Annotated in this window: 27 protein-coding genes; 10 read left to right on the forward strand and 17 right to left on the reverse strand. The window is 67.6% G+C overall.

Features of this window, described 5'->3' with window-relative positions:
• Positions 1–10 precede the first annotated feature (10 nt).
• Both arsB and arsH read left to right on the forward strand, forming a co-directional pair.
• A complete protein-coding gene (gene arsB / locus ESD82_RS01895; RefSeq protein WP_147429137.1) occupies positions 11–1,084 on the forward strand; it encodes an ACR3 family arsenite efflux transporter in 1,074 nt (357 codons plus the stop codon).
• Positions 1,081–1,788, forward strand: coding sequence for an arsenical resistance protein ArsH (gene arsH, locus ESD82_RS01900; protein WP_147429136.1), 708 nt, complete (start codon positions 1,081–1,083; stop codon positions 1,786–1,788). Before arsB ends, arsH begins: the two co-directional genes overlap by 4 nt.
• A gap of 342 nt (positions 1,789–2,130) precedes the next feature.
• Here the strand turns inward: arsH and ESD82_RS01905 are convergent.
• From ESD82_RS01905 to scpA, 6 genes are all read right to left on the reverse strand, one after another.
• Positions 2,131–2,888 (reverse strand): IS5-like element IS1248A family transposase gene (locus tag ESD82_RS01905; RefSeq protein ID WP_114669439.1). Its coding sequence is split into 2 segments (ribosomal slippage): positions 2,131–2,567 and positions 2,567–2,888, totalling 759 coding nucleotides; the frame shifts between segments, so codons are not numbered across the junction.
• A 63-nt stretch (positions 2,889–2,951) separates the two neighbouring features.
• Entirely contained in the window at positions 2,952–4,268 is a 1,317-nt protein-coding gene (locus tag ESD82_RS01910; RefSeq protein ID WP_147429135.1) for a homoserine dehydrogenase, read from the reverse strand.
• Between the two features lie 67 nt (positions 4,269–4,335).
• On the reverse strand, positions 4,336–4,869 hold the full coding sequence (locus ESD82_RS01915; protein ID WP_024842423.1) for a hypothetical protein: 534 nt from the start codon (positions 4,867–4,869) through the stop codon (positions 4,336–4,338).
• Positions 4,857–5,114, reverse strand: coding sequence for a hypothetical protein (locus tag ESD82_RS01920; protein ID WP_147429134.1), 258 nt, complete (start codon positions 5,112–5,114; stop codon positions 4,857–4,859). The genes ESD82_RS01915 and ESD82_RS01920 overlap by 13 nt, the downstream gene beginning before the upstream one ends.
• Positions 5,115–5,173: 59 nt before the next feature.
• Positions 5,174–5,662, reverse strand: coding sequence for a GNAT family N-acetyltransferase (locus tag ESD82_RS01925; protein WP_074990839.1), 489 nt, complete (start codon positions 5,660–5,662; stop codon positions 5,174–5,176).
• A 106-nt stretch (positions 5,663–5,768) separates the two neighbouring features.
• Positions 5,769–7,913, reverse strand: a complete 2,145-nt coding sequence (gene scpA / locus ESD82_RS01930) for a methylmalonyl-CoA mutase (protein ID WP_147429133.1) — start codon at positions 7,911–7,913, stop codon at positions 5,769–5,771.
• 57 nt (positions 7,914–7,970) lie between these two features.
• On the opposite strand from scpA, the gene ESD82_RS01935 reads away from it, so the two are divergent.
• Both ESD82_RS01935 and ESD82_RS01940 read left to right on the forward strand, forming a co-directional pair.
• Positions 7,971–8,498 (forward strand): DUF4174 domain-containing protein, encoded by a 528-nt coding sequence (locus ESD82_RS01935; protein WP_024842426.1) that lies wholly within the window; start codon positions 7,971–7,973, stop codon positions 8,496–8,498.
• Positions 8,499–8,600: 102 nt separating this feature from the next.
• A complete protein-coding gene (locus ESD82_RS01940) occupies positions 8,601–8,792 on the forward strand; it encodes a hypothetical protein (protein ID WP_147429132.1) in 192 nt (63 codons plus the stop codon).
• On the opposite strand, the gene ESD82_RS01945 is transcribed toward ESD82_RS01940, so the two are convergent.
• The 8 genes from ESD82_RS01945 to ESD82_RS01975 form a co-directional block, all read right to left on the reverse strand.
• Positions 8,758–9,420: a hypothetical protein gene (locus ESD82_RS01945; RefSeq protein WP_024842428.1), complete on the reverse strand. Its 663-nt coding sequence runs from the start codon at positions 9,418–9,420 to the stop codon at positions 8,758–8,760. The two genes, ESD82_RS01940 and ESD82_RS01945, sit on opposite strands and share 35 nt — an antisense overlap.
• Before the next feature lie 49 nt (positions 9,421–9,469).
• Positions 9,470–11,527 (reverse strand): acetyl-CoA carboxylase biotin carboxylase subunit, encoded by a 2,058-nt coding sequence (locus tag ESD82_RS01950; RefSeq protein WP_024842429.1) that lies wholly within the window; start codon positions 11,525–11,527, stop codon positions 9,470–9,472.
• A 117-nt stretch (positions 11,528–11,644) separates the two neighbouring features.
• Positions 11,645–11,857, reverse strand: coding sequence for a hypothetical protein (locus ESD82_RS01955; RefSeq protein WP_024842430.1), 213 nt, complete (start codon positions 11,855–11,857; stop codon positions 11,645–11,647).
• 66 nt (positions 11,858–11,923) lie between these two features.
• Positions 11,924–12,169 (reverse strand): hypothetical protein, encoded by a 246-nt coding sequence (locus tag ESD82_RS01960; RefSeq protein ID WP_011749921.1) that lies wholly within the window; start codon positions 12,167–12,169, stop codon positions 11,924–11,926.
• Between the two features lie 145 nt (positions 12,170–12,314).
• Complete coding sequence (locus tag ESD82_RS01965; protein ID WP_024842431.1) at positions 12,315–12,728, reverse strand: hypothetical protein; 414 nt, start codon at positions 12,726–12,728, stop codon at positions 12,315–12,317.
• Positions 12,729–12,821: 93 nt separating this feature from the next.
• Positions 12,822–12,953 (reverse strand): hypothetical protein, encoded by a 132-nt coding sequence (locus ESD82_RS22410; RefSeq protein ID WP_256233572.1) that lies wholly within the window; start codon positions 12,951–12,953, stop codon positions 12,822–12,824.
• A gap of 184 nt (positions 12,954–13,137) precedes the next feature.
• Entirely contained in the window at positions 13,138–13,794 is a 657-nt protein-coding gene (locus tag ESD82_RS01970; RefSeq protein ID WP_147429131.1) for a DUF6497 family protein, read from the reverse strand.
• 24 nt (positions 13,795–13,818) lie between these two features.
• Positions 13,819–15,351 (reverse strand): acyl-CoA carboxylase subunit beta, encoded by a 1,533-nt coding sequence (locus ESD82_RS01975; RefSeq protein WP_024842433.1) that lies wholly within the window; start codon positions 15,349–15,351, stop codon positions 13,819–13,821.
• A 158-nt stretch (positions 15,352–15,509) separates the two neighbouring features.
• Between ESD82_RS01975 and alr the strand changes: the two genes are divergently transcribed.
• From alr to ESD82_RS02005, 6 genes are all read left to right on the forward strand, one after another.
• Positions 15,510–16,529, forward strand: coding sequence for an alanine racemase (gene alr / locus ESD82_RS01980; protein WP_147429130.1), 1,020 nt, complete (start codon positions 15,510–15,512; stop codon positions 16,527–16,529).
• A complete protein-coding gene (locus ESD82_RS01985) occupies positions 16,526–17,284 on the forward strand; it encodes an MlaE family ABC transporter permease (protein WP_147429129.1) in 759 nt (252 codons plus the stop codon). The genes alr and ESD82_RS01985 overlap by 4 nt, the downstream gene beginning before the upstream one ends.
• Positions 17,284–18,021, forward strand: coding sequence for an ABC transporter ATP-binding protein (locus ESD82_RS01990; RefSeq protein ID WP_147429128.1), 738 nt, complete (start codon positions 17,284–17,286; stop codon positions 18,019–18,021). Before ESD82_RS01985 ends, ESD82_RS01990 begins: the two co-directional genes overlap by 1 nt.
• A gap of 115 nt (positions 18,022–18,136) precedes the next feature.
• Positions 18,137–19,234 (forward strand): PhoH family protein, encoded by a 1,098-nt coding sequence (locus ESD82_RS01995; protein WP_024842437.1) that lies wholly within the window; start codon positions 18,137–18,139, stop codon positions 19,232–19,234.
• Positions 19,227–19,751: an rRNA maturation RNase YbeY gene (gene ybeY, locus ESD82_RS02000; protein ID WP_051419432.1), complete on the forward strand. Its 525-nt coding sequence runs from the start codon at positions 19,227–19,229 to the stop codon at positions 19,749–19,751. Before ESD82_RS01995 ends, ybeY begins: the two co-directional genes overlap by 8 nt.
• On the forward strand, positions 19,748–20,677 hold the full coding sequence (locus ESD82_RS02005) for a CBS domain-containing protein (protein ID WP_024842439.1): 930 nt from the start codon (positions 19,748–19,750) through the stop codon (positions 20,675–20,677). Before ybeY ends, ESD82_RS02005 begins: the two co-directional genes overlap by 4 nt.
• Before the next feature lie 6 nt (positions 20,678–20,683).
• Here ESD82_RS02005 and ESD82_RS02010 read toward each other — a convergent pair whose 3' ends face one another.
• The 3 genes from ESD82_RS02010 to ESD82_RS02020 form a co-directional block, all read right to left on the reverse strand.
• Entirely contained in the window at positions 20,684–21,487 is an 804-nt protein-coding gene (locus ESD82_RS02010; protein WP_244314486.1) for a GNAT family N-acetyltransferase, read from the reverse strand.
• Positions 21,488–21,676: 189 nt separating this feature from the next.
• Positions 21,677–23,236, reverse strand: coding sequence for a glutamine-hydrolyzing GMP synthase (gene guaA, locus ESD82_RS02015; protein WP_024842441.1), 1,560 nt, complete (start codon positions 23,234–23,236; stop codon positions 21,677–21,679).
• A gap of 188 nt (positions 23,237–23,424) precedes the next feature.
• Entirely contained in the window at positions 23,425–24,036 is a 612-nt protein-coding gene (locus ESD82_RS02020) for a thiamine phosphate synthase (protein WP_147429126.1), read from the reverse strand.
• Positions 24,037–24,038 lie beyond the last annotated feature (2 nt).

The following is a 24,038-nucleotide window of genomic DNA, read 5'->3' on the forward strand; positions in this document are numbered from 1 at the left end:
GGAGCAGGTGATGACCCCCGACAGCCCGGCCCGCCGGCTTTCCTTTCTCGACCGCTACCTGACCTTGTGGATCTTCGCGGCCATGGCGCTCGGCATCCTGCTGGGCACGCTGTTCTCCGGCCTGCCGGATGCGCTGAACGCCATGGCGGTCGGCTCGACCAACATCCCCATCGCCATCGGGCTGATCCTGATGATGTATCCGCCGCTGGCCAAGGTGCGTTACGAGGACCTGCCCCGGGTCTTTGCCGACAGGCGGGTGCTGGTGCTGTCGCTGGTGCAGAACTGGCTGATCGGGCCGGTGCTGATGTTCGCCTTAGCGGTGATCTTCCTGCGCGACCAGCCGGAATACATGACCGGGCTGATCCTGATCGGCCTGGCGCGCTGCATCGCCATGGTGCTGGTCTGGAACCAGCTGGCGCGCGGCGACGGGCAATATGTCGCCGGGCTGGTGGCCTTCAACTCGATCTTCCAGATCCTGTTCTTCTCGACCTATGCCTGGCTGTTCCTGACCGTGCTGCCGCCCTTGTTCGGGCTGGAGGGCAGCGTGATCGAGGTGGGTTTCCGGACGGTGACCGAGGCGGTTCTGATCTATCTCGGCATCCCCTTCGCCGCCGGCTTCCTGACCCGGCATGTGCTGATCCGGCGCAGGGGCGAGGAGTGGTATCGGGACGTCTTCCTGCCGAAGATCAGCCCGATCACGCTGGCCGCGTTGCTCTTCACCATCGTGGCGATGTTCAGCCTGAAGGGCGGCGATGTCGTGCGCCTGCCGCTCGACACCATCAGGATCGCCGTGCCGCTGGTGCTCTACTTCGCCATCCAGTTCGCCGTCAGCTTCGCCATGGGCCGCCTGATCGCGCGGGACTATCCGCGCAGCACCGCCATCGCCTTCACCGCCGCCGGCAACAATTTCGAGCTGGCCATCGCCGTCGCCATCGCCGCCTATGGGCTGGCCTCGCCCGTGGCCTTCGCCGCGGTCATCGGCCCGCTGGTCGAGGTGCCGGTGCTGATCCTTCTGGTCAACGCCGCCCTGTGGCTGGGCCGCCGCTGGTTCCCCGCAGCAACCCCGCAAGAGGCCCGCGCATGATCCCCGACCTGCCGAACCTGTCGCCCGACTGCCTGCGCGCGCCCGCGGTCCCCGACCTGCCGCGAGTAACCCATCCGCCGCGCATCCTGTTGCTCTACGGCTCGCTGCGCGAACGCTCCTACAGCCGCTTCGCCACGCTGGAGGCCGAGCGCCTGCTGCGCCATTTCGGCTGCGAGACGCGGGTGTTCCACGCCAACGGCCTGCCGCTGCCCGAGGATGCCGACCCGTCGCATCCCAAGGTGCAGGAGCTGCGTGAGCTGTGCCTGTGGTCCGAGGGCCAGGTCTGGACCAGCCCGGAACGCCACGGCGCGATGACCGGGGTGATGAAGGCGCAGATCGACTGGATCCCGCTGTCGATGGGGGCGATCCGGCCAACGCAGGGCCGCACGCTGGCGGTGATGCAGGTTTCGGGCGGCTCGCAGAGCTTCAACGCGGTGAACCAGATGCGGGTGCTGGGCCGCTGGATGCGGATGTTGACGATCCCCAACCAGTCCTCGGTCGCCAGGGCGTATCAGGAATTCGACGAGGCCGGCCGCATGCGGCCGTCGAGCTATTACGACCGCATCGTCGACGTGATGGAGGAGTTGGTGAAGTTCACCCTGCTGACCCGCGACCTGTCGGCCTTCCTGACCGACCGCTACAGCGAGCGCAAGGAGACGGCCGCAAAGCTCGAGGAACGGCTGAACCTCAAGGCCGCGACATGAGGCCGGAGAGGCCCGATATCGGGTGGAGAGCGATCACGAGACGCAGCCGGATCGCGCCGTAAAGGCGACCGAACCGGGTCTGAACCGGGTAACCGATGGCTTTTCCTGCGCCGTCGTCACCCCACCTTCCGATTGTTATCGCACGGATCGGAGACGAAGGGGCGCGACCCTCCCCGATCCTGCAAGGGCCAATGCGATGATCGGCCATGATGGCGCATTACATTTCTGTCGCGTCGCCAGCGGCAGCGCCCTGGTGGATCATCCGATCCGGGCAAATCAGACCGGCGATCCCGGCCGGTCACGAGAGGCTGCCGATGGCCTGAACCGTGCTAGGGTCAGGATTCATAACCAATAAATGACGGTTGCCGCGAGCGCGATGGCCGAGAGGAAGACCTTCGGGCATCTGTCGTATCGGGTTGCCACGCGCCGCCAGTCCTTGAGCCTGCCAAACATGATCTCGATGCGGTTGCGCCGCTTGTATCGGCGCTTGTCGTATTTGACCGGTGTCTTGCGCTGCTTTCGGCCGGGGATGCAGGCTCGTATCCCCTTGTCCTGCAAGGCTTCCCGGAACCAGTCGGCGTCATAGCCGCGATCCCCGAGCAGCCAATCGACCTTTGGGAGGCTGCTGAGCAACGCCCGCGCCCCGATGTAGTCGCTGACCTGCCCTGCGGTGACGAACAGGTCGAGCGGTCGGCCCTGGCTGTCACAGATGGCATGCAGCTTCGTGTTCATGCCGCCCTTGGTCCGGCCGACGAGGCGTCCACGCCCCCCTTTTTCACGGCCAAGCTGGTCGCGGTGCGGTGCGCTTTCAGATAGGTCGCGTCGATCATCACGGTCTTTTCCTCGCCGTGGTCGGCGGCCAGCCCGATCATCATCCTGGCGAAAATGCCTTTCTCGCTCCAACGCTTCCACCGGCTGTAGAGCGTCTTGTGCGGCCCATACTCCCTGGGGGCATCTCGCCAGCGCAAACCATTGCGATTGATGAAGATAATCCCGCTTAGAACACGCTTGTCATCGACGCGTGGCTTGCCGTGCGACTTCGGGAAGAAAGGGGCAAGCTTGGTCATCTGCTCGTCGGTCAGCCAGTACAGGTCGCTCATGTCACCGCTCCGTTTTCCGAGCCGTGAATCACGTAGCACACTGAAAATCAATGCATCCTGACCCTAGACTTCTTCGATCCGCAGCTCGACCGGTTCGCCGGCGATGACGCCGGTGCGCGGCAGGGCCTCGATGGCGTGGTCGATGGCCTCGGGCGTGGTCTTGTGGGTGACGATCAGCACCGGCGCCACGCCTTCGGTGCGGGAATGGCCGTATTGCCGCATGCGGTCGATCGAGATGCCGGCATCGCCCAGCACCGAGGCCACCTTGGCCAGCGCCCCGGGCTTGTCGGTCAGTTGCAGGCGAATGTAATAGGCCGCCGGCACCGCGGTCCGCGCCGACTGCGGGCTGGCCAGCGTCGCGGCCGGCTGGCCAAAGCTGGGCATGCGCACGCCGCGCGCGATCTCGACCACGTCGGACATCACCGCGCTGGCGGTCGGGCCCTCGCCGGCGCCGGCGCCGCGCAGCACGATCTGGCCGACCGCATCGCCCTCGATCACCACCATGTTGGTGCCGCCCTGCAACTGCCCCAGCGGGCTGTCGGCGGGCACCAGGCAGGGCGACATGCGCTGCTCGAGGCCGCGCCCGGTCATCTGCGCCACGCCCAGCAGCTTGATGCGATAGCCCATGTCGGCGGCGCGGCGGATGTCGTCGATGCTGACCCGCTCGATGCCCTCGATCTCGACCGCGTCGAAGCTGGGCCGGGTGCCGAAGGCGATGGCGGCCAGGATCGCCAGCTTGTGGCTGGCGTCGATGCCGCCCACGTCCAGCGTCGGATCGGCCTCGAGATAGCCCAGCTGGCGCGCCTCCTCGAAAACCTCCTCATAGGGCAGGCCGGCGCTTTCCATCCGGGTCAGGATATAGTTGCAGGTGCCGTTCATCACCCCCATGATGCGGCGGATCTCGTTGCCGGAAAGCGATTCGGTCATCGCCTTGATCACCGGGATGCCGCCGGCCACCGCGGCCTCGAAACGGATCACCCGGCCATTGGCCTCGGCCAGTTCCGCCAGTTCCTGGCCGTGGATCGCCAGCAGCGCCTTGTTGGCCGTCACCACGTCCTTGCCGGCGCGCAGCGCGGCCGTCACCGCCTCGCGCGCAATGCCCTCGTCGCCGCCGATCAGCTCGACGAAGACATCCACGTCCTCGCGCAGGGCGAGCGTGCGGGCGTCATCCTCCCAGGCATAGCCGGACAGGTCCACATCGCGGTTCTTCATCCGGTCGCGGGCGCTGACGGCGGTGATGGCGATCGGCCGGCCGGCGCGCAGGGCCAGCAGGGCGGCGTGTTTCTGGATGATCTTGACGGTGCCGGTGCCGACCGTCCCAAGGCCAGCGATGCCGAGACGCAGCGGAGAGGCGTTTTGCCCCTGGTTCTGGGCGGACATATGAAACTCTTATCTATGGACGAAGCGGTGTTAGCGGATGGCGCGGCACGTTGCAACGCGCATGGGATCAGGCCTCGTCATCCCCCGCCCAATAGCCCTTGACGCCGGTCGCCCGCATCACCCGCAGCACGCGGGTGCCGATCTCGACCGTATCGGCGCGGATAGCCTCCAGGTCGGCGATGCTCAGCGGCTGGCGTTGCACCTCGCCCCTGGTGTTGACGAAGGCGGGGTGCCAGCGCGCCTTGTCCTCGGTCGGCCGCCAGGAGGCATGGCAAAGCAGGTTGCGTTGCAGGCGGATCTCGGCCAGCCGGTCGGTGATGCGGTTGCGGTCGCGCAGGCCGGGATAGCGGCGCATGGCGGCGTCGAGCTGCTCGATCAGCGTGCCCATGGAATCGTCGGCGATCGAGACCATGCGGGTCAGCCAGCTTTGCAGCTCTTCCTCGGTCAGGTCGTCGGCCAGCCGCGCCCGGTCCAGTGCATAGATGGTGCGCTTGATGATCTCCTCGAGCCAGCCGAAATTCGCCACGCAATGCCCCAGGGCGGCGGCGAAATCCGCGGGCAGAGTGTAATGCGTCTCGGGTGGTGCGCCTATCCTGGCCATGATGCACCACCGATGCAGGCAACAACGGGAAGCAGGCCACGGCGCAGGCCCGCATGCGGTGGGTCGCCGAATGCCGCCTGCCCAGGATCAGGCGGTGCGCCCCGGCGCAGCAGGATCGCATCGGGCGGCACGAAGGCCGTTATCCCGCGGGGGGCATGCACCTTGCGTTTCAAGAAAACGCCTTTCCGGCCGATTTTTCCATTGCCCGCGATGCCGGTGATCTGCCCGCCCCTGCCGTCGTCCATCCTGTCCCCGCGCTTGCGGGCCCGAGTGTTCCATAGCACCCGGCGGCAGGCAAGCCGGGTCAGAGGATCTTTTGCAGCAGCACCAGGTCCAGCCACCGGCCGAACTTGCGCCCCGCCTGCGGCACCTGCCCGACCTCGCGATAGCCGATGGCGCGGTGAAAGGCGAGGCCGGCCTCGTTCTCGGCTGAAACCGCGGCGATCATGCCATGCGCGCCCCGCACGCGGGCATGATCCTCCAGCGCCGCCATCAGCGCCCGGCCGATGCCGCGCCCGTGCGCGGCGGGCGACAGGATGACGGTATGCTCCATGCAATGGGCATAGCCGTCGCCGGGGCGGAACTGGTCATAGCTCGCCAACCCCAGCACCGCGCCGGCCTCCTCGGCGACCAGGAAGGCCCGCCCCGCGGCCAGCCGCCCCGCGATCATCCGCGCCAGCCCTTCGGCCGTCTTCTCCTCGCTGGAAAAGGTGATCGTGGTCTCGCGGATCAGCGGGTTCCAGAACGCCAGGATCGCCGGAATATCCCGGTCGGTCGCAGGACGCAGCATCATCGCCGGGCCTCCTTTGCCGCGCCGTCCCTCGGGCAAGGGCCGCGCGCTTCTTCGTTCCCCAAATACCCCTGCGGCCGCGACGCCAGGCGCCCCGGCCGCAGGTCTGTCATGCCGCCCGCGCCGCGCGGATCAGGCCCAGGATGTCGCGCGCCGCCGCGGGGATGTTGGTCCCCGGCCCGAAGATCGCCTTCACCCCGGCCTTCTTCAGGAAATCGTAATCCTGCTGCGGGATCACGCCGCCGCAGATCACGATGATGTCGCCCGCGCCCTGCTCCTTCAAGGCCGCGATCAGCTTCGGCGCCAGGGTCTTGTGCCCGGCCGCCTGAGACGAGATGCCCACCACGTGCACGTCGTTGTCGATGGCATCCTGCGCGGCTTCCTCGGGGGTCTGGAACAGCGGCCCCACGTCGACGTCGAAGCCGATATCGGCAAAGGCGGTGGCGATGACCTTGGCGCCGCGGTCGTGGCCGTCCTGGCCCATCTTGACCACCAGCATGCGCGGGCGGCGGCCTTCCTGCTCGGCGAAGGTTTCGACGTCGCGCTGGATCTGCGCGAAATCGTCGTCGCCTTCATAGGCGGCGCCATAGACGCCGGCCAGGGTCTTGACCTCGGCGCGGTGGCGGCCGAATTCCTTTTCCATTGCCATGCTGATTTCCCCCACAGAAGCGCGCGCGCGCGCGGCTTCGACCGCGGCTTCCAGCAGGTTGCCGCCTTCCTTTGCCCGGCGCGACAGCTCGGCCAGCGCCGCCTGGCATTGCACCTCGTCCCGCGTCTCGCGCATCTTGTGCAGCCGGGCGATCTGCGCCTCGCGCACCTTCATGTTGTCGATATCGAGGATGTCGATCGGGTCTTCCTTGGCCAGGCGATACTTGTTCACCCCGACGATCACCTCCTCGCCGCGGTCGATCATGGCCTGGCGGCGGGCGGCGGTCTCCTCGATGCGCAGCTTGGGCATGCCCGAGGCGACGGCCTTGGTCATGCCGCCCATGGCCTCGACCTCCTCGATCAGCGCCCAGGCCTTCTCGGCCAGCTCATGCGTCAGGCTCTCGACGTAATAGGAACCTGCCAGCGGATCGACGACATGGGTGATGCCGGTTTCCTCCTGCAGGATCAGCTGGGTGTTGCGGGCGATGCGGGCGCTGAACTCGGTCGGCAGCGCGATGGCCTCGTCCAGCGCGTTGGTATGCAGCGACTGCGTGCCGCCAAGCGCCGCCGCCATCGCCTCGTAGGCGGTGCGGACCACGTTGTTGTAGGGGTCCTGTTCCTGCAGGCTGACGCCCGAGGTCTGGCAATGCGTGCGCAGCATCAGCGAGCCCGGCTTCTTCGGCTCGAACTCCTTCATGATCCGCGTCCACAGCAGGCGCGCGGCGCGCAGCTTAGCCGCCTCCATGAAGAAATTCATGCCGATGGCGAAGAAGAAGGACAGCCGCCCGGCGAACTGGTCCACGTCCATCCCGGCCTTCAGCGCGGCGCGGACATATTCGCGCCCGTCGGCCAGGGTATAGGCCAGTTCCTGCACCAGGTTCGCGCCGGCCTCCTGCATGTGATAGCCCGAGATCGAGATCGAGTTGAACCTGGGCATCTCGTGCGAGGTGTATTCGATGATGTCCGCGATGATCCGCATCGAGGGCTCGGGCGGATAGATATAGGTGTTGCGGACCATGAACTCCTTGAGGATGTCGTTCTGGATGGTGCCCGACAGCACGGCGCGGGAATGGCCCTGTTCCTCGCCGGTGACGATGAAATTGGCCAGCACCGGGATCACCGCGCCGTTCATGGTCATGGACACGGAAACCTTGTCCAGCGGGATGCCGTCGAACAGGATCTTCATGTCCTCGACGCTGTCGATGGCGACGCCGGCCTTGCCCACGTCGCCCTCGACCCGCGGATGGTCGCTGTCATAGCCGCGATGTGTGGCCAGGTCGAAGGCGACCGAAACGCCCTGCTGCCCTGCGGCCAGCGCCTTGCGATAGAAGGCGTTCGATTCCTCGGCGGTCGAGAAGCCGGCATATTGCCGGATGGTCCAGGGCCGGCCGGCATACATGGTGGCACGCGGGCCGCGGGTGAAGGGCTCGATGCCGGGCAGGCTGCCCAGATGGTCCAGGCCCTTCACGTCCTCCTCGGTGTAGAGCGGCTTGACCGCGATCCCCTCCAGCGTATGCCAGGTCAGGCTGTCGGGATCGGCGCCTTTCAGCTCTTTGCTGGCGAGCCGGCGCCATTCCTCGAGGGCGGCTTTCGTGCTTTCGGTCATCTTGCATCCTTTCCCATGGCCCCTCGGCTCTTATATGAATGAGGAGAAGAGGGGGCGATGAAACTGAAACGGTTGATTTTGCTGGTCGTGGTGCCGCTGGTGGCGGCGATGGGTCCAAGGCCCGAAGGCGAGGCCGACGGCCATCGCCCATATGTCCGCGGCGAAGTGCCCGCCGCACGAAGCGAGGGGGCGACGCCCGCGCGTCCCCAGACGCCTGCGGGCGAATTGACGGTGCTGCCCGCCGCCGAGGCCGATCCGGCCGAGTTCATGTGGCAGGCGCGGCCGGTGGTGATCTTTGCCAATACCGCCGCCGATCCGGCCTTCATCGAGCAACTGTCCGCCTTGCAGCGCGATCCCGCGCCGCTGATCGCCCGCGACGTGGTGGTGATCACCGATGCCGACCCCGCGGCGGCAAGCATCTGGCGCCGGCAATTGCGCCCCGAGGGCTTCTCGCTGGTGCTGATGGACAAGGACGGCCAGGTCAAGCAGCGCAAGCCCGTGCCCTGGTCGGTGCGCGAGATCACGCGGGCCATCGACAAGTTTCCGCTGCGCTTGCAGGAAATCGGCCGCGCCGGGCTGCCGTGACGCGGGCTTGCGAAAATCGCACCGATTTCATTGCGGGACGGGCGCGCAGCCATTATCTTGGGGGCAGGGCAGCATGGATGCCCGCTGAACAGGAGGACTGCCATGGCCAAATCGCCCCGGCCGCGCGTGACGGAAGACGCCGCCCCGGCGACGGGAGCCGGCCAGGCCAAGCCCGGTCCGGCCAATGCCTCGCTGGCCGAGCGGCTGGCCCGCGCCCGCACCGCCAATGAAATGGCCATCATCGTCGGTCTGAAACCCATCAAAGGCCGCTCCGGTCCGAAGATCGCTTACTGAGGCGGTCGCGCAGTTCCGCCAGCTCGCCGGGCAGGGCGGCGGCGATGCGCCCGGCGCCGGCCCGTTCTTCCTGCTCCAGCAATTCCTGAACCGCCCGCTCGCCGCCGAAGATGCTGGCCATGAGCAGCCGCATGGCTTCGTGCCCGGTCTCGCGTGCCGCCTCGGTCAGCCCCAGGTAATCCCCGAACATCTCGACCGCCCGCGCCGGATCCTTTCTGGCCTGGTCGCGGATCGCCTCGGCAAAGGCGGCCATGACCGACAGTTGCCGGTAATAGGTTACTACCGGATCGATGACCGAGGCGGGCAGGATATGCACCTCGTCGATGATGGCGGCGAAGATCCGGTCATTGGCCTGGGTCGGGATCACCGGCACCCGGCCGCTGGCGCGCAGGCCGTCCAAGAGCTGCCGCGCCTCGTCCTCGTCCAGCCGCTGCGCCTCCAGCGCGACGACATGGGCGCGGATCTCGGCCAGAAGCGCGCGCTGCACGTCGCCGATCCGCTCGGCGCGCAGCTTGGCGTCGCGGCGGCGGTTCTGCAGGGCGACGACCCACCAGCCCGCGGCGATGAACAGCCCGGCGATCAACGCCTGCTGCGCATGGGGGCTGAGATAATCGTCGAAAACCGGCATGATCCCCGATCCCTGGGCCGGGCGCTGGCGGGCGCCCGGCGGCTTCCTGTCACTCGAACTCGATGATCACGTCATCGACCTTGAGGCTTTCGCCCGGCGCGGCATTGACGGATTTTACCACCGCCTTCCTTTCGGCGCGCAGGATGTTTTCCATCTTCATCGCCTCGACCGTGGCCAGGGCCTGGCCTTCCTGCACCTCGTCCCCGGCCTCGACATTGATCCTGACCACCAGGCCGGGCATCGGGCAGAGCAGGAATTTCGAGGTGTCGGGCGGCAGCTTCTCGGGCATCAGCCGCGCCAGTTCCGCGGCGCGCGGCCGGCGCACATAGGTTTTCAGGTCGGCGCCGCGCACCCGCAGCCGGAAGCCCGAGGGCAGCCGGTCCACCTTCATCACCAAGGGCGCGCCATCGACCGTCAGCCGCGCCAGCGATTGCCCCGGCAGCCAGTCGCTTTCGACGCGCAGCTTGCGGCCGTCGATCTCGACCGTCGAGCCCTGCTTGTCGGCGGTGATGCGCACCGGGATTTCCTTGCCGGCGGTGAAGACGACCCAGTGCTCGCCGACATGGCGTTCATGGTTGTCCAGCCGGCCCGAGATGCGGGTGCGCCGGATTTCCGCCACGCGGTGCATGGCCGCGGCCGAGGCGGCGACGCGGGTGATCTCGGCATCGGGCAGGGTCGCGCCCAGGAAGCCCTCGGGATATTCCTCGGCGATGAAGGCCGTCGAGATGTCGCCCGAGACGAATTTCGGATGGTCCATCACCGCCGACAGGAAGGGCAGGTTGTGGCCGATGCCCTCGACCTCGAATTCGTCCAGCGCCAGGCGCATCTGCTCGATGGCCTCGGCCCGGCTTGGTGCCCAGGTGCAGAGCTTGGCGATCATCGGGTCGTAATACATGCTGATCTCGCCGCCCTCGTAGACGCCGGTATCGTTGCGCACCCCGGTCGCCGCGGCGGGCGGGTGATCGCCGGGATGGGCAGGCACCCAGGTATCGGCGGCCTGCATCGGTCCGGCCGCGGTCTCGACCGGCGGGCGATAGCGGGTCAGCCGGCCGATCGAGGGCAGGAAGTTGCGATAGGGATCCTCGGCGTAAAGCCGGCTTTCGATGGCCCAGCCGTTGATCTTCAGATCCGCCTGCGCGAAGGGCAGCGTCTCGCCGGCGGCGACGCGGATCATCTGCTCGACCAGATCGATGCCGGTGATCAACTCCGTCACCGGATGCTCGACCTGCAGGCGGGTGTTCATCTCCAGGAAATAGAAGTTCTTCTGGCCGTCGACGATGAACTCCACCGTGCCGGCCGAGGTATAGCCCACCGCCTTGGCCAGGGCCACGGCCTGCTCGCCCATGGCCTTGCGGGTCGCCTCGTCCAGGAAGGGCGAGGGGGCCTCCTCGATCACCTTCTGGTTGCGGCGCTGGATCGAGCATTCGCGTTCATGCACATAGACGCAATTGCCGTGCTTGTCGGCCAGCACCTGGATCTCGATATGGCGCGGCTGCGTCACGAATTTCTCGATGAAGATGCGGTCGTCGCCAAAGCTGTTCGCCGCCTCGTTCTTGGAGGATTCGAAGCCCTCGCGCGCCTCCTGCTCGGTCCAGGCGATGCGCATGCCCTTGCCGCCGCCGCCGGCGGATGCCTTGATCATCACCGGAAAGCCGATTTCCTTCGAGATCTTCACCGCCTCGTCGGCATCGGCGATCAGGCCCATATAGCCGGGAACCGTGCTGACCCCGGCCTCCTGCGCCAGCTTCTTCGAGGTGATCTTGTCGCCCATCGCCTCGATGGCGGGCGAGGGCGGGCCGATGAAGGTGACGCCCTCCTTCTCCAGCGCCTCGGCGAATTTCATGTTCTCGGACAAAAAGCCGTAGCCGGGATGCACCGCCTCGGCCCCGGTCCGGCGGATCGCCTCCATGATCCTGTCGATCACGATATAGGACTGGTTCGCCGGGGGCGGGCCGATATGGACCGCCTCGTCCGCCATCTTGACATGCAGCGCGTTGCGGTCGGCGTCGGAATAGACGGCGACAGTCTGGATGCCCATCTTCTTGGCGGTCTTGATGACCCGGCAGGCGATCTCGCCCCGGTTGGCGATCAGGATTTTCTTGAACATGCTTCTTTCCCTTGGGGCAGATCCCGAACGTGAAAAAGCCGCCCCGGCAAGATGCCGGGACGGCTGGAAAAAGGCTTGACCGGCGCGCGAGGGCGCGCCGTCAGCTTGGCGAAAGCCTTACTGGCACAGACGCACGTCGTCGCAAAGCGCGCCGGCGACAGCGCCGATTGCCGCGCCCTTGGCGACGTCATGGCCGCCCAGATGGGCTGCGGTTGCACCGACACCGGCACCGATGATGCCGCGATCCATGTCGGTCGGATTGATGCCTTGGGTGCAGCCGGCCAGGCCGAAAAGGCCCAGGCCAAGCGCAAAGACGAGTTTCTTGGACATCTCGTTTGCTCCGAGAGATGGGCGGCGGCGCGGGAATGCGATCCGGCGCCGACGGCCCGGTTGCAATCAGTAGCGGCGCTGGCAGACGCCGGCGTCGTCGCAAAGCGCGCCGCCAGCCGCACCGATGAGCGCGCCGGTGGCCACGTCACCGTCGATGATCTTTGCCACGGCCGCACCGGCGAGCGCACCGCCAGCCGCGCGCTGCGCGTCGGGCGAAAGGGTCGAGCCGCCGCCATAGCCCTGTTCGCAGGCGGCAAGGCCGGCGACCAGCAGGACCGCGCCGGAAAGACGGAGGATGACGGATTTTTGCATAGCGTTTTGCCTGTATTATGGACCCGCTTCCGGGCCGTTGGTGATAGAGGTGCGCACAATATTGCACGCGCCAACCCCGGAAGAAACTGACAACGGTGTGAAAAGACAAGACTACGCGGCAATCCGCCCATCCCCCGTCTGGCCATCAGTCTTCGTCCTCGTCGTCCCAGTCGCCCTCGTCCCAGCCGGATTCCTCCCAGTCGAACTCGGGGGCGTCCGCGGCGAAAAGCTCGGGAAAGCTGGCTTCGGCGCGCTTCATGTCCACGCGCAGCAGCTGGTCGTAATCGGTGGGATCCAGCTTGCCGACCGCGACCACCTCGCGGCCGATCAGCCAGGACAGCCGCCCGGCATCGAGATTGCCGCGCGGGAAAGGCTCCTCGCCGAAATGCTGGATCAGCGCGGCCAGAAAGGCGGTATCGGCGCGGCGGTCGGCCGGCTTGCGGTCGCGGTAACGCTCGCGCCGGACCAGCGGTGTCGCGCCCTTCTTGTTGGCGCGGCGGATGATGAACTGGAAATCGGTGCCGGGAAGGCGGCCCGGAAAGCCGCGATGCTTCAGCATGTCTTGCCCCCTTGCAGGATTGCGTTGTCGCGCGGGGGCCGGGCGGAACGCAGATGGCGCGGGCCGCCAGGCAGCCCGCGCGCGGCCAATGGCTTAGTTGGCGCCGTATTTGCCCTGGAAAACAGGCTCGGGCTGGACCGGAACCGGGGTGACTTCGGGCTCTTTCTTGGCGCAGGCTGCGGCGAGGCCGACCAGGACGAGGGCGAGTGCAAGCTTTTTCGACATATCGTCGTGCTCCTGTGATGCGGGACCGTCAAGTCCCGACTGCTCGGTTGAGATTCGGTCGCCTCATGCGACCGCGGCGGCATGATAGCCAGCGCCGCGAAGCGCCGACAGGCAGCTTGAAGCCGCGGCCGCGCGGGTGCGCGGCGCTGTGGCAGGCTTGCATCAGGATGGCCAGGGGCGCGCATCACCACGGCTCCCATTCGCAGGCGTCGCGGTCGCTTGGCAGGCTGAAACCCTCGAAAACCTGCACCGCTTCGGGGTCGAAGGCGCCGAAAACGCTTTCGCGGTCGGTCAGGTTAATGGTGATCTTGCTGGGCCGCGGTGCAGGAGGGGCGGCGATGCGGGGCAAGGCCCAGTTCTCGCACAGCCAGACGATGTCCTCATGCACCGGATCCTGCGCCAGCACATCGGGCGCGGCGGGCAGGACCGGGGCGCCGACCAGGGCGTCGGCGGCCTCTTCGTCGGCCGGGGCGGGGATGTCCGCCTCGGCCGGCTCGGCCAGGGTCGCGGGGTCGATCAGCCCGTCATCCTCCTGCTCGCCCCAGGCCTCGCCGCTTTCGGTGTCGATTTCGATGGAACCGCGCGCTTCGTCCGGCGCGAAGTCCGAGGCCGGCCCGGCGGTCGTGGGCACCCGCTGCGCCAGGTCGGGCATGATGAAGCGGAAGCGATAGGTCAGGCCCAGACCGCCGGCATTGTCGTGGCGGGTCTCAAGCCAGCGCACCACCGCGCCCGAAGGCAGGGTGATGTCGGCGCCCGGCTCTTGCGCAGGGGCAACGCCCGCCGCCCCGGCCAGAACGGCCGCAGGCACCAGCGCAAGACCGATTGCCGCCAGTCTCGACATGCTTCCTCCCTTCGTTTCCCGCAGTTACAGCGGGATGTTGTCGTGCTTCTTCCAGGGGTTCGACAGCTTCTTGCCGCGCAGGCTGGCAAAGGCGCGCGCCACGCGGCGGCGCGTCGAATGCGGCTGGATCACCTCGTCGATGAAGCCCTTCTCGGCGGCGACGAAGGGATTGGCAAAGCGGTCCTCGTAATCCTTGGTGCGCGAGGCGATCTTTTCGGCATCGCCCAGCTCGCTGCGATACAGGATCTCGACCGCGCCCTTGGCGCCCATCACCGCGATTTCCGCCGTGGGCCAGGCATAGTTGAAATCGCCGCGCAGGTGTTTCGAGGCCATGACGTCATAGGCGCCGCCATAGGCCTTGCGGGTGATGACCGTGACCTTCGGCACCGTCGCCTCGCCATAGGCGAACAGCAGCTTGGCGCCATGCTTGATGACGCCGCCATATTCCTGCCCGGTGCCCGGCAGGAAGCCCGGCACGTCGACGAAGGTCAGGATCGGGATCTCGAAGGCGTCGCAGAAGCGCACGAAGCGCGCGGCCTTGCGGCTCGAGTCGATGTCGAGGCAGCCGGCCAGCACCATCGGCTGGTTGGCGACGACGCCGACGGTCTGGCCCTCGATACGGATGAAGCCGGTGATGATGTTGGCGGCGAAATCCTTCTGGATCTCGTAGAAATCGCCCTCGTCCGCGACCTTCAGGATCAGTTCCTTCATGTCATAGGGCTGGTTCGGGTTGTCGGGGATCAGGGTGTCGAGGCTGGGCTCGACGCGGGCCGGGTCGTCGAAGAACGGCCGGGTCGGCGCCTTCTCGCGGTTGTTCAGCGGCAGGAAATCGACCAGCCGGCGGATTTCCGACATGGCCTCGACATCGTTTTCGAAGGCGCCGTCGGCGACCGAGCTTTTCTTCGTATGGGTCGAGGCGCCGCCCAGCTGCTCGGCCGTCACCACCTCGTTCGTCACCGTCTTGACCACGTCCGGGCCGGTCACGAACATGTAGCTGGTGTCCTTGACCATGAAGATGAAGTCGGTCATCGCCGGCGAATAGACCGCGCCGCCGGCGCAGGGGCCCATGATGACGCTGATCTGCGGCACCACGCCCGAGGCCATGATGTTGCGCTGGAACACGTCGGCATAGCCGGCGAGGCTGGCGACGCCTTCCTGGATGCGCGCGCCGCCGGAATCGTTCAGCCCGATCACCGGGGCGCCGTTCTGCACCGCCATGTCCATGATCTTGCAGATCTTCTGCGCATGGGTTTCCGACAGCGAGCCGCCGAAGACGGTGAAGTCCTGCGAAAACACATAGACCATGCGGCCGTTGATCGTGCCCCAGCCGGTGACGACGCCGTCGCCATAGGGACGGTCCTCCTCCATGCCGAAATCGGTCGAGCGGTGGCGGACGAACATGTCGAATTCCTCGAACGACCCTTCGTCCAGCAACAGCTCGAGCCGCTCGCGCGCGGTCAGCTTGCCGCGGGCGTGCTGCGCGTCGATGCGCCGCTGCCCGCCGCCCAGCCGCGCATCGCGGCGGCGCGATTCCAGTTCGCCGAGGATGTCCTTCATGAGCCGTCTCCCTTTGGGTTTGCGGCAAACTACCGGCTTGCTGCGGATGCGGGAAGCGGAAAGGCGAAAATTTGCAAAATATGCTAGATAATTTCGCTGCAAATAGCAAAATTGCTAAAACCCTTGACGCGGGCCGGGGCAAGAGCCATGCCGCTGCCATGGGACTCGTCATTGATCTTGCGGCCGTCGTGGCCAATTGGAAGGCGCTTGCGGCCAAGGCTGCGGGCGCGCGGGCGGCGGCGGTGGTCAAGGCCGACGCCTATGGGCTGGGCGCGGATCGCGTGGCGCCGGCGCTTTACGCGGCCGGGGCGCGGGATTTCTTCGTCGCGCTGGCCTCGGAGGGGCAGGCGATCCGGCCGCTTCTGCCCGAGGATGCGCGCATCTTCGTGCTGTCGGGCCATATGGAGGGCGCCGACCTGGCCGGGCTGATCCCGCTGTTGAACAGCCCCGAGCAGTTCTTCCGCGACCGGGCATTGCGGCCGCGCGCGCCGTTCGGCATCCAGCTGGACAGCGGCATGAACCGGCTGGGCATCGAGCCCGGCGAATGGGCCGCCATCCGGGCCGAGGCGCTGGCCGCCGATCCGGCGCTGATCATGTCGCACCTGGCCTGCGCCGACGAGCCGGACCATGCGGCGAATGCCCAGCAACTCGCCGCCTTCCGCGCCATGACCGAGGGCGTGGCCGTGCCGCGCTCGCTGGCGGCGACGGGGGGCATCCTGCTGGGGCCGGACTATCATTTCGACCTGGTGCGACCCGGCATCGGGCTTTACGGCGGCGAGCCCTTTGGCGATGCGCAGCCGGTGGTCACGCTGGGCTTGCCGGTGATCCAGGTGCGCGAGGTGCGCCCCGGCGAATCCGTGGGCTACGGCTATGCCTGGACGGCCGAGCGGCCTTCGCGGGTGGCGACGGTGGCGGCGGGCTATGCCGACGGGCTGGCGCGGGCCCTGGCGCGGGAGGGCAAGCTGAGCCTCTGGGCCGGCGAGCATGCCTGTCCGGTGATCGGCCGCATCTCGATGGACCTGATCACCGTCGATGTGACCGATCTGCCCGACGTGCCCCCGGCTCTGGAGATCCTGAACGCGCGGCAGGGCGTCGACGCCCTGGCGGCGCTGTCGGGCACCATCGGCTATGAAATCCTGACCTCGCTGGGCCGGCGCTACGAGCGTCGCTGGCTGTGACCCCGATCCGGCTGACCGGCAGGGCGATGATCGGCCTGACCCGGATGACGGGACGGGTGACGCTCTTTGCCCTGCGCGGCCTGGCCGGCATCGGGCAGCATCCGGCGGAACTGGCGCGGCAGGTCATGCAGATCGGCTGGCTGTCCCTGCCGGTGGTCGGGCTGACGGCGCTGTTCACCGGCGCGGCGCTGGCCCTGCAGATCCATTCCGGGGGCGAACGCTTTCAGGCCGGCGACGTGGTCCCGGCCATCGTCGCCATCGGCATGGCGCGCGAACTGGGCCCGGTGCTGGGCGGGCTGATGGTGGCGGCCCGGGTCGCCAGCGCCGTCGCGGCGGAACTCGGCACCATGCGCGTGACCGAGCAAATCGACGCGCTGGTGACGCTTTCGACCGATCCCATGGGCTGGCTAGTCTCGCCCCGGCTCTGGGCGGCGCTGCTCTGCGTGCCGGTGCTGGTCGGCGTGGGCGACGTGATCGGCATCATGGGCGGCTGGCTGATCGGGGTGAACGCGCTGGGGTTCAACTCGGCCATCTACCTGTCCAATTCCTGGGCCTATCTGGAAAGCTGGGACGTGATCTCGGGCCTCTTGAAGGGCGCGGTCTTCGGGCTGATCGTGGCGCTGTCGGGCTGCTGGTTCGGCATGACGGCGGCGGGCGGGGCTGCGGGCGTCGGGCGGGCGACGACCAATGCCGTGGTCGCCGCCTCGGTCGGCATCCTGGCCGCGAATTTCGCACTGACGGGGCTGTTCTTCTGATGCTGGGGGTGCGCGGCCTTTGCAAAGCCTATGGCGCCAAGCGGGTGCTGGACGGGGTGGATCTGGACCTGGCCACGGGCGAAAGCCTGGTGGTGATCGGCGGCTCGGGCACCGGGAAATCGGTGCTCCTGCGCTGCATCCTGGGGCTGGAGACGCCCGATGCGGGCGAGGTCTTGTGGCAGGGCCGGCCGCTGGCCGGGCAGCGGGGCGCGTTCATGGAGCATTTCGGCATGCTGTTCCAGAACGCGGCGCTGTTCGACAGCCTGCCGGTCTGGCGCAACGTCGCCTTTCGCCTGCTGCGGACCATGCCCAAGGCGCGCGCCCGCGTCATCGCCATCGAAAAGCTGGCCCGCGTCGGGCTGGGCCCCGAGGTGGCGGATCTTTACCCGGCGGAACTCTCGGGCGGGATGCGCAAGCGCGCCGGGCTGGCCCGCGCCATCGCCGCCGATCCCGAGGTGATTTTCTTCGACGAGCCGACCACGGGGCTCGATCCGATCCGCGCCGCGGCGATCAATGCCCTGATCCGCGGCATCGTCGACGAGACCGGCGCCACCGCCATCACCATCACCCATGACATGAGTTCGGTGCGCGCCATCGCCGACCGGGTGGCGCTGCTGGATCGCGGGCGGATGCGCTGGCAGGGCACGGTGGCCGAAATGGACGCGGCCGAGGACGATTACCTGCGTGATTTCGTCGCAGGGCGCGCCCGGCCCATGGCGCGTGGTCCGCAGCCGTGATGTCCGTTTTTTCGCCGAATCGACGGCAAATCCGAAACTGCGGGGCCGCCCCCCTTGTGCGAATCCCGCTCAGTTGCAACCATGAGTTACTGAGAACCCCACCTCGGAGACGAATTTGGGTCTGACCCCTACGCATCCCGCGACCGCGACCCCCGGCGAAACCCTGCTGGAATTTCACGACAACCGGCTGCTGATCGATCTCTGCGGCCCGCATGACCGCTACCTCGCGCGGATCGAGGAGGCGCTGAAGGTGCATATCCTGCGACGCGGCAACCTTCTGTCCGTTGTCGGCCCCGTCGAGGCCCAGGCCGAGGCGGCGCAGGTGCTGCGCGCGCTTTACGCCCGGCTGGAGCAGGGCCGCCCGGTCGAGATGGCCGAGGTCGAGGCGGCCCTGCGTATGGGCGCCGAGACCGTCACCGAGGGCCCGAGCCCGGCCGAGCAGCTGGAAATGTTCCAGACCGGCCCGATCGAGCTGCGCACCCGCAAGAAGACCGTCGAGCCGCGCACCGATGCGCAAAAGGACTATGTCCGCGCGCTCTTTGCCAACGAACTGGCCTTCGGCATCGGCCCGGCCGGCACCGGCAAGACCTATCTGGCGGTCGCCGTGGGCGTGACCATGCTGATCGGCGGCCATGTGGATCGCATCATCCTGTCGCGCCCCGCCGTCGAGGCCGGCGAGCGGCTGGGCTTCCTGCCCGGCGACATGAAGGAAAAGGTCGATCCCTACATGCAGCCGCTTTACGACGCGCTGAACGACTTCCTGCCCGCCAAGCAGGTGCAGAAGCTGATGGAGGAAAAGCGCATCGAGATCGCGCCCCTGGCCTTCATGCGCGGCCGCACGCTGTCGAACAGCTTCGTGGTGCTGGACGAGGCGCAGAACGCCACCACCATGCAGATGAAGATGTTCCTGACCCGGCTGGGCGAGGGCTCGCGCATGGTCGTGACCGGCGACCGCACCCAGATCGACCTGCCGCGCGGCGTGCATTCCGGCCTGGTCGAGGCGGAAAAGATCCTCAAGGACATCAAGGGCATCAGCTTCAGCTATTTCACCGCCAGGGACGTGGTGCGCCATTCGCTGGTCGCCCGCATCATCGAGGCCTATGACGCCGAGGCCGAGGCGGCGCTGGCCCGCGGCGAGGTCTTCGACGAGCGTGGCCAGCGCATCCCGCGGCGCGAGCCGCGGCTGGCTTCAGGGAGGCAGGGCGATGCCTGACAAGGCCGATGCGCCCGAGGAGGCGCTGGAAATCGTCGACATCGTGCTGGAGGACGACCGCTGGGAGGATGCCGGCCTGCCCGCCATGGCCGAGCGGGCGGCCCGTGCGGTGGGCGAATGGCTGGATCTGGGCGCGTTCCAGATCGTCGTCATGGGGTGCGACGATGCCCGCATCGCCGCGCTGAACGCCGAGTTCCGCGGCAAGCCCAAGCCGACCAACGTGCTGAGCTGGCCCGCGGTCGAATTCGATGCGCGCCGGCCCGGCGCCCCTCCCGAACCGCCCCGCGTCGAGGAGCTGGGCGATATCGCCATTTCCTACGACACCTGCCTGCGCGAGGCCGAGGCGCAGGGCAAGCCCTTCGCCGACCATGCCATGCATCTGCTGGTCCATGCCATGCTGCATCTTGCGGGCTATGACCATATCGACGACGCAGATGCCGAAACCATGGAGGATGCCGAACGCTCGATCCTGGGCAAGCTGGGCATCCCCGACCCTTACCTGGAACACGAGACATGACCAACGACCGAAGTCCCGACACGCCCGTCTCCGCCGAACCCGCCTCATGGGCGGATGGCACAGGCGGGGACGGGCGTGACCTGCCGCAATCGCGCGGCTTTCTGGGGCGTATCCTGGGCGCCTTCGGCGGCGGCGAAGCCGAGCCGGCCGGCGCCGAGGCCCGCGACAGGGGGCCGGCCGCCCCGACGGCGGGCGTTCCGGGGATGGTCAACCTGCGGCGGATGCGCGTCGACGACGTGGCCGTGCCCAAGGCCGAGATCGTCGCTGCGCCGGTCACGGCCACGCTGCCCGACCTGGTCGAGATGTTCCGCGAACACGGCTTTTCCCGCATCCCGGTGTTTCGCGGCACGCTGGACAGCCCGCTGGGGCTGATCCACCTGAAGGATCTGGCGCTGAAATACGGCTTCGGCGCCAGGGTGCCGGTCAAGTTCGCCCTGCGTCCGATGCTGCGGCCACTGCTTTATGTGCCGCCCTCGATGCCGATCGGCGTTCTGCTCCAGCAGATGCAGCAAAAGCGCATCCACATGGCGCTGGTGATCGACGAATATGGCGGCGTGGACGGGCTCGTCACCATCGAGGATCTGATCGAGCAGGTCATCGGCGAGATCGAGGATGAGCATGACGAGATCGAGGGCGGCCTGGTCATCCAGGAACAGCCCGGCCAATGGCTGATCCAGGCCCGTGCCGCGCTGGAGGATGTCGAGGCCCAGACCGGCCTGCGCCTGGCCACCGACGAGGAGGAGGAGGAGATCGACACGCTGGGCGGGCTGATCTTCATGCTGACCGGCCGGGTGCCGGTGCGCGGCGAGGTGATCCCGCATGAAAGCGGCGCCGAGTTCGAGATCGTCGACGCCGATCCGCGCCGGGTCAAGCGCGTGCGGCTGCGGTTGCCGCAAGCCGAGCCGCCGCCCCCGGCCGAAGGCTGAGCCGGCTCAGACCCCGGCGAAGGCCGGGGCGTGGGCGATGCGGCTGCCCGCGGGCAGCCGCGGCCCCAGCGCCATCAGATGCGGCCCGGCATAAGGCGACGCCAGTTCGGCCGGCGCAAAGCCGAAGCGGCGGTAATAGGCCGGATCGCCCAGCACCACGATGGTATGGTCGCCGAATGCGGCGAGCGCGGCGCGAACCAGTGCCGTGCCGATGCCGCGCGACTGCACGGCGGGATGCACCGCCAGCGGCGCCAGCGCCAGGGCCGGCCCCTCGGCTGCCAGCGGCGACAGGGCGACATGGCCGATCACCGTGCCCGCGGCCTCGGCCACCAGCGCCAGCGCAAGGTCGCCGGCCTCGCGCAGGCTGTCCACCAGCCGCGCCTCGGCCGGGCCGTCGAAGGCGCGCACCAGCAGGTCGGACACCGCGGCGCGGTCATGCGCCCGCTCGGCCCGGATGCGCGGCAAGGGATCGCTGCGGGTGAAATCGCGCCCGATGCCCTGGCTCTCGCGGGCCCAGCGGCTATGTTCCAGCCGGGCGCGATGCGCGGCGAAAGCCTCGTCATCGGCGTAAAGCTCGTTCAGTTCCCAGACCAGCGGATCCTCGGACTGCCACAGGTCGAAACGCAGGTTGCCGGGTTCGGCCCGGCTCAGCGCCACATGCTCGGTCAGCAACTCCATGGCCAGCATCATCTGGGCCGCATCCTTGCAGATCAGCCGGCCGGTCAGCGAGACCAGCGGTTTCTCCAGGGGAATCTCCTCGCCGCCCAGGATGGGCGGGGGGCGTGGTTGTGGTTCTGCCCGCAGGCGCAACTCATGGCAAGATCCTCGTCGTGAACAGGCCGCAACGATGGACGACGGCGGCTTCCCGCGGCCGGAGCCGTTAGCAGCGATAACCTTATCGGGCGGCATTGCGCCGTCCTTGTCAATTTGCAAAGCCGCGCCTTGCGCCGGATGCGGCCCCCGAAACGAAAAGGGCGGCGCAGCGGCCGCCCCTCGGGATCATTCCCACTCGATGGTGCCCGGCGGCTTCGAGGTGATGTCATAGGTGCAGCGGTTGATGCCCTTGACCTCGTTGATGATCCGCGTCGCGGTCTCGCCCAGGAACTGGTGGCTGAAGGGATAGTAATCCGCTGTCATGCCATCGACCGAGGTCACCGCGCGCAGGGCGCAGGCATAGTCATAGGTGCGCCCGTCGCCCATGACGCCAACGGTGCGCACCGGCAGGATGGCGACGAAGGCCTGCCAGATCTCGTCATAAAGCCCGTGCTTGCGGATCTGGTCGATGAAGACCGCGTCCGCCTTGCGCAGGATGTCCAGCTTGTCGCGGGTGATCTCGCCCGGACAGCGGATGGCAAGGCCGGGGCCGGGGAAGGGATGGCGGCCGATGAATTTTTCCGGCAGGCCCAGTTCGCGGCCGAGCGCGCGGACCTCGTCCTTGAAAAGCTCGCGCAAGGGCTCGACCAGCTTCAGCCCCATCTTCTCGGGCAGGCCGCCGACATTGTGGTGGCTCTTGATCGTGACCGAGGGGCCGCCCGAGAAGCTGACCGATTCGATCACGTCCGGGTAAAGCGTGCCCTGAGCCAGGTATTCCGCGCCCTCGATCCCGCTCGCATATTTCTGGAACACGTCGATGAAGAGCTTGCCGATGGTCTTGCGCTTGACCTCGGGGTCGCTGACGCCCTCCAGCGCGCCGATGAACAGGTCGGCCTCGTCGGCATGAATCAGCGGGATGTTGTAATTGTCGCGGAACATGGTCACGACTTCCTCGGCCTCGTTCAGCCGCAAAAGCCCGTGATCGACGAAGACGCAGGTCAGCTGGTCGCCGATCGCCTCGTGGATCAGCACCGCGGCGACCGAACTGTCGACGCCGCCCGACAGCCCGCAGATAACGCGCTTGTCGCCCACCTGCTCGCGGATCTTGCGGATCGCCTCCTGGCGATAGGAGGCCATGGTCCAGTCGCCGGTAAAGCCGGCCATGCGGACGAAGTTCTCCAGCATGGTCCGGCCGTTCGGGGTGTGATGCACCTCGGGGTGGAACTGCACGGCGAAGAACCGGCGCGCCTCGTCCGCGATCATGGCGAAGGGGGCATTGGGCGAGGTGCCGATGACCTCGAAACCCGGCGCAAGCTGCGTCACCCGGTCGCCATGGCTCATCCAGACTTCCTCGCGGCCGGTGTCGAACAGGCCGGCGAAGATGCCGTCGCCCCGGTGCCCCTCGGCCGGGGCGATGAAAGCGCGGCCGTATTCGGCGTGGTGGCCCGATTCGACCCGGCCGCCCAGCTGCTCCATCATCACCTGCTGGCCATAGCAGATGCCGAAGACCGGCACCCCCATGCCGAAAAGCCCCTGCGGTGCGCGCGGCGAATCCGGCTGCGTGACCGAGGCCGGCCCGCCCGACAGGATCACGGCCTGCGGGGCGAAGTCTTTCAGGAAGGCGTCATCGACCGCGTTGAACGGGTGGATTTCGCAATAGACGTTCAGCTCGCGCAGGCGGCGCGCAATCAGCTGCGTGACCTGGGAGCCGAAATCGATGATGAGAAGGCGCTGATGCTGGGTCATGGCAAGGCTTTAGGCCGCGGCATGGCGCTGCGCAAGAGGGCTGACGCATCGCCGGCTGCAGCGCCGCCGGGGTATTTGAAAAACAGAGAAGGCCGGCCGTCGCGCCTCTACCGACGGTGCGGTCCAGTCCGAGCCAGTCGTCTTCTCTGTTCTTCAAATACCCCCGGCAAGAGCTGCCACCGGCACCTTCAGCGCCAGAGAACCCCCAGGGCTTCGGCCGGATCCGGTTCCGACCAGATCTCTGCCCCCAGGGCGATGAAATCGGTCAGCGGGGCCAGCTGGCCGATCAGCGCCGGGGTCAGGGCGCCCTCGGCGACCACCGGGATCTCGATCATCTCGGACCACCATTGGAACAGGTTCAGCGGCGCGGTCTCGCCATGGCCGAGCGCCGTGGCGCCGCAGGGGCCGAAGCTGACATAATCCGCCCCGGCCTCGGCCGCGTTCATGCCGTCATGGCGCGAGGCGCCGCAGAACGTGCCGACGATGGCGTCCTGGCCCAGTTCCTTGCGGGCATGGCGCACCCCGCGCGCGCCATTGGTCAGGTGCACGCCGTCGAGCCCGTGGCGCTGCGCCAGCTGGACATGGTCCTCGATCACCACCGCCACGTCGCGGGCATGGGCGATCTCGCGCGCGAGATCCGCGATGCGGCCCAGCTCCTCCTCGGTGCCGGCGCCGGGGATGCGCAGGCAGGCGATGGGAAAGCGGTCCATGACCTCGGCCAGCATCGGGCCCAGCGTCGAGGCGGCCGCGCCGACCGGGGCGATCAGGTAGAGTTGCGGCGTATTGGGCTGGTCTGTCATGG

It is taken from the genome of Paracoccus pantotrophus (assembly GCF_008824185.1).
GTDB lineage: Bacteria > Pseudomonadota > Alphaproteobacteria > Rhodobacterales > Rhodobacteraceae > Paracoccus > Paracoccus pantotrophus.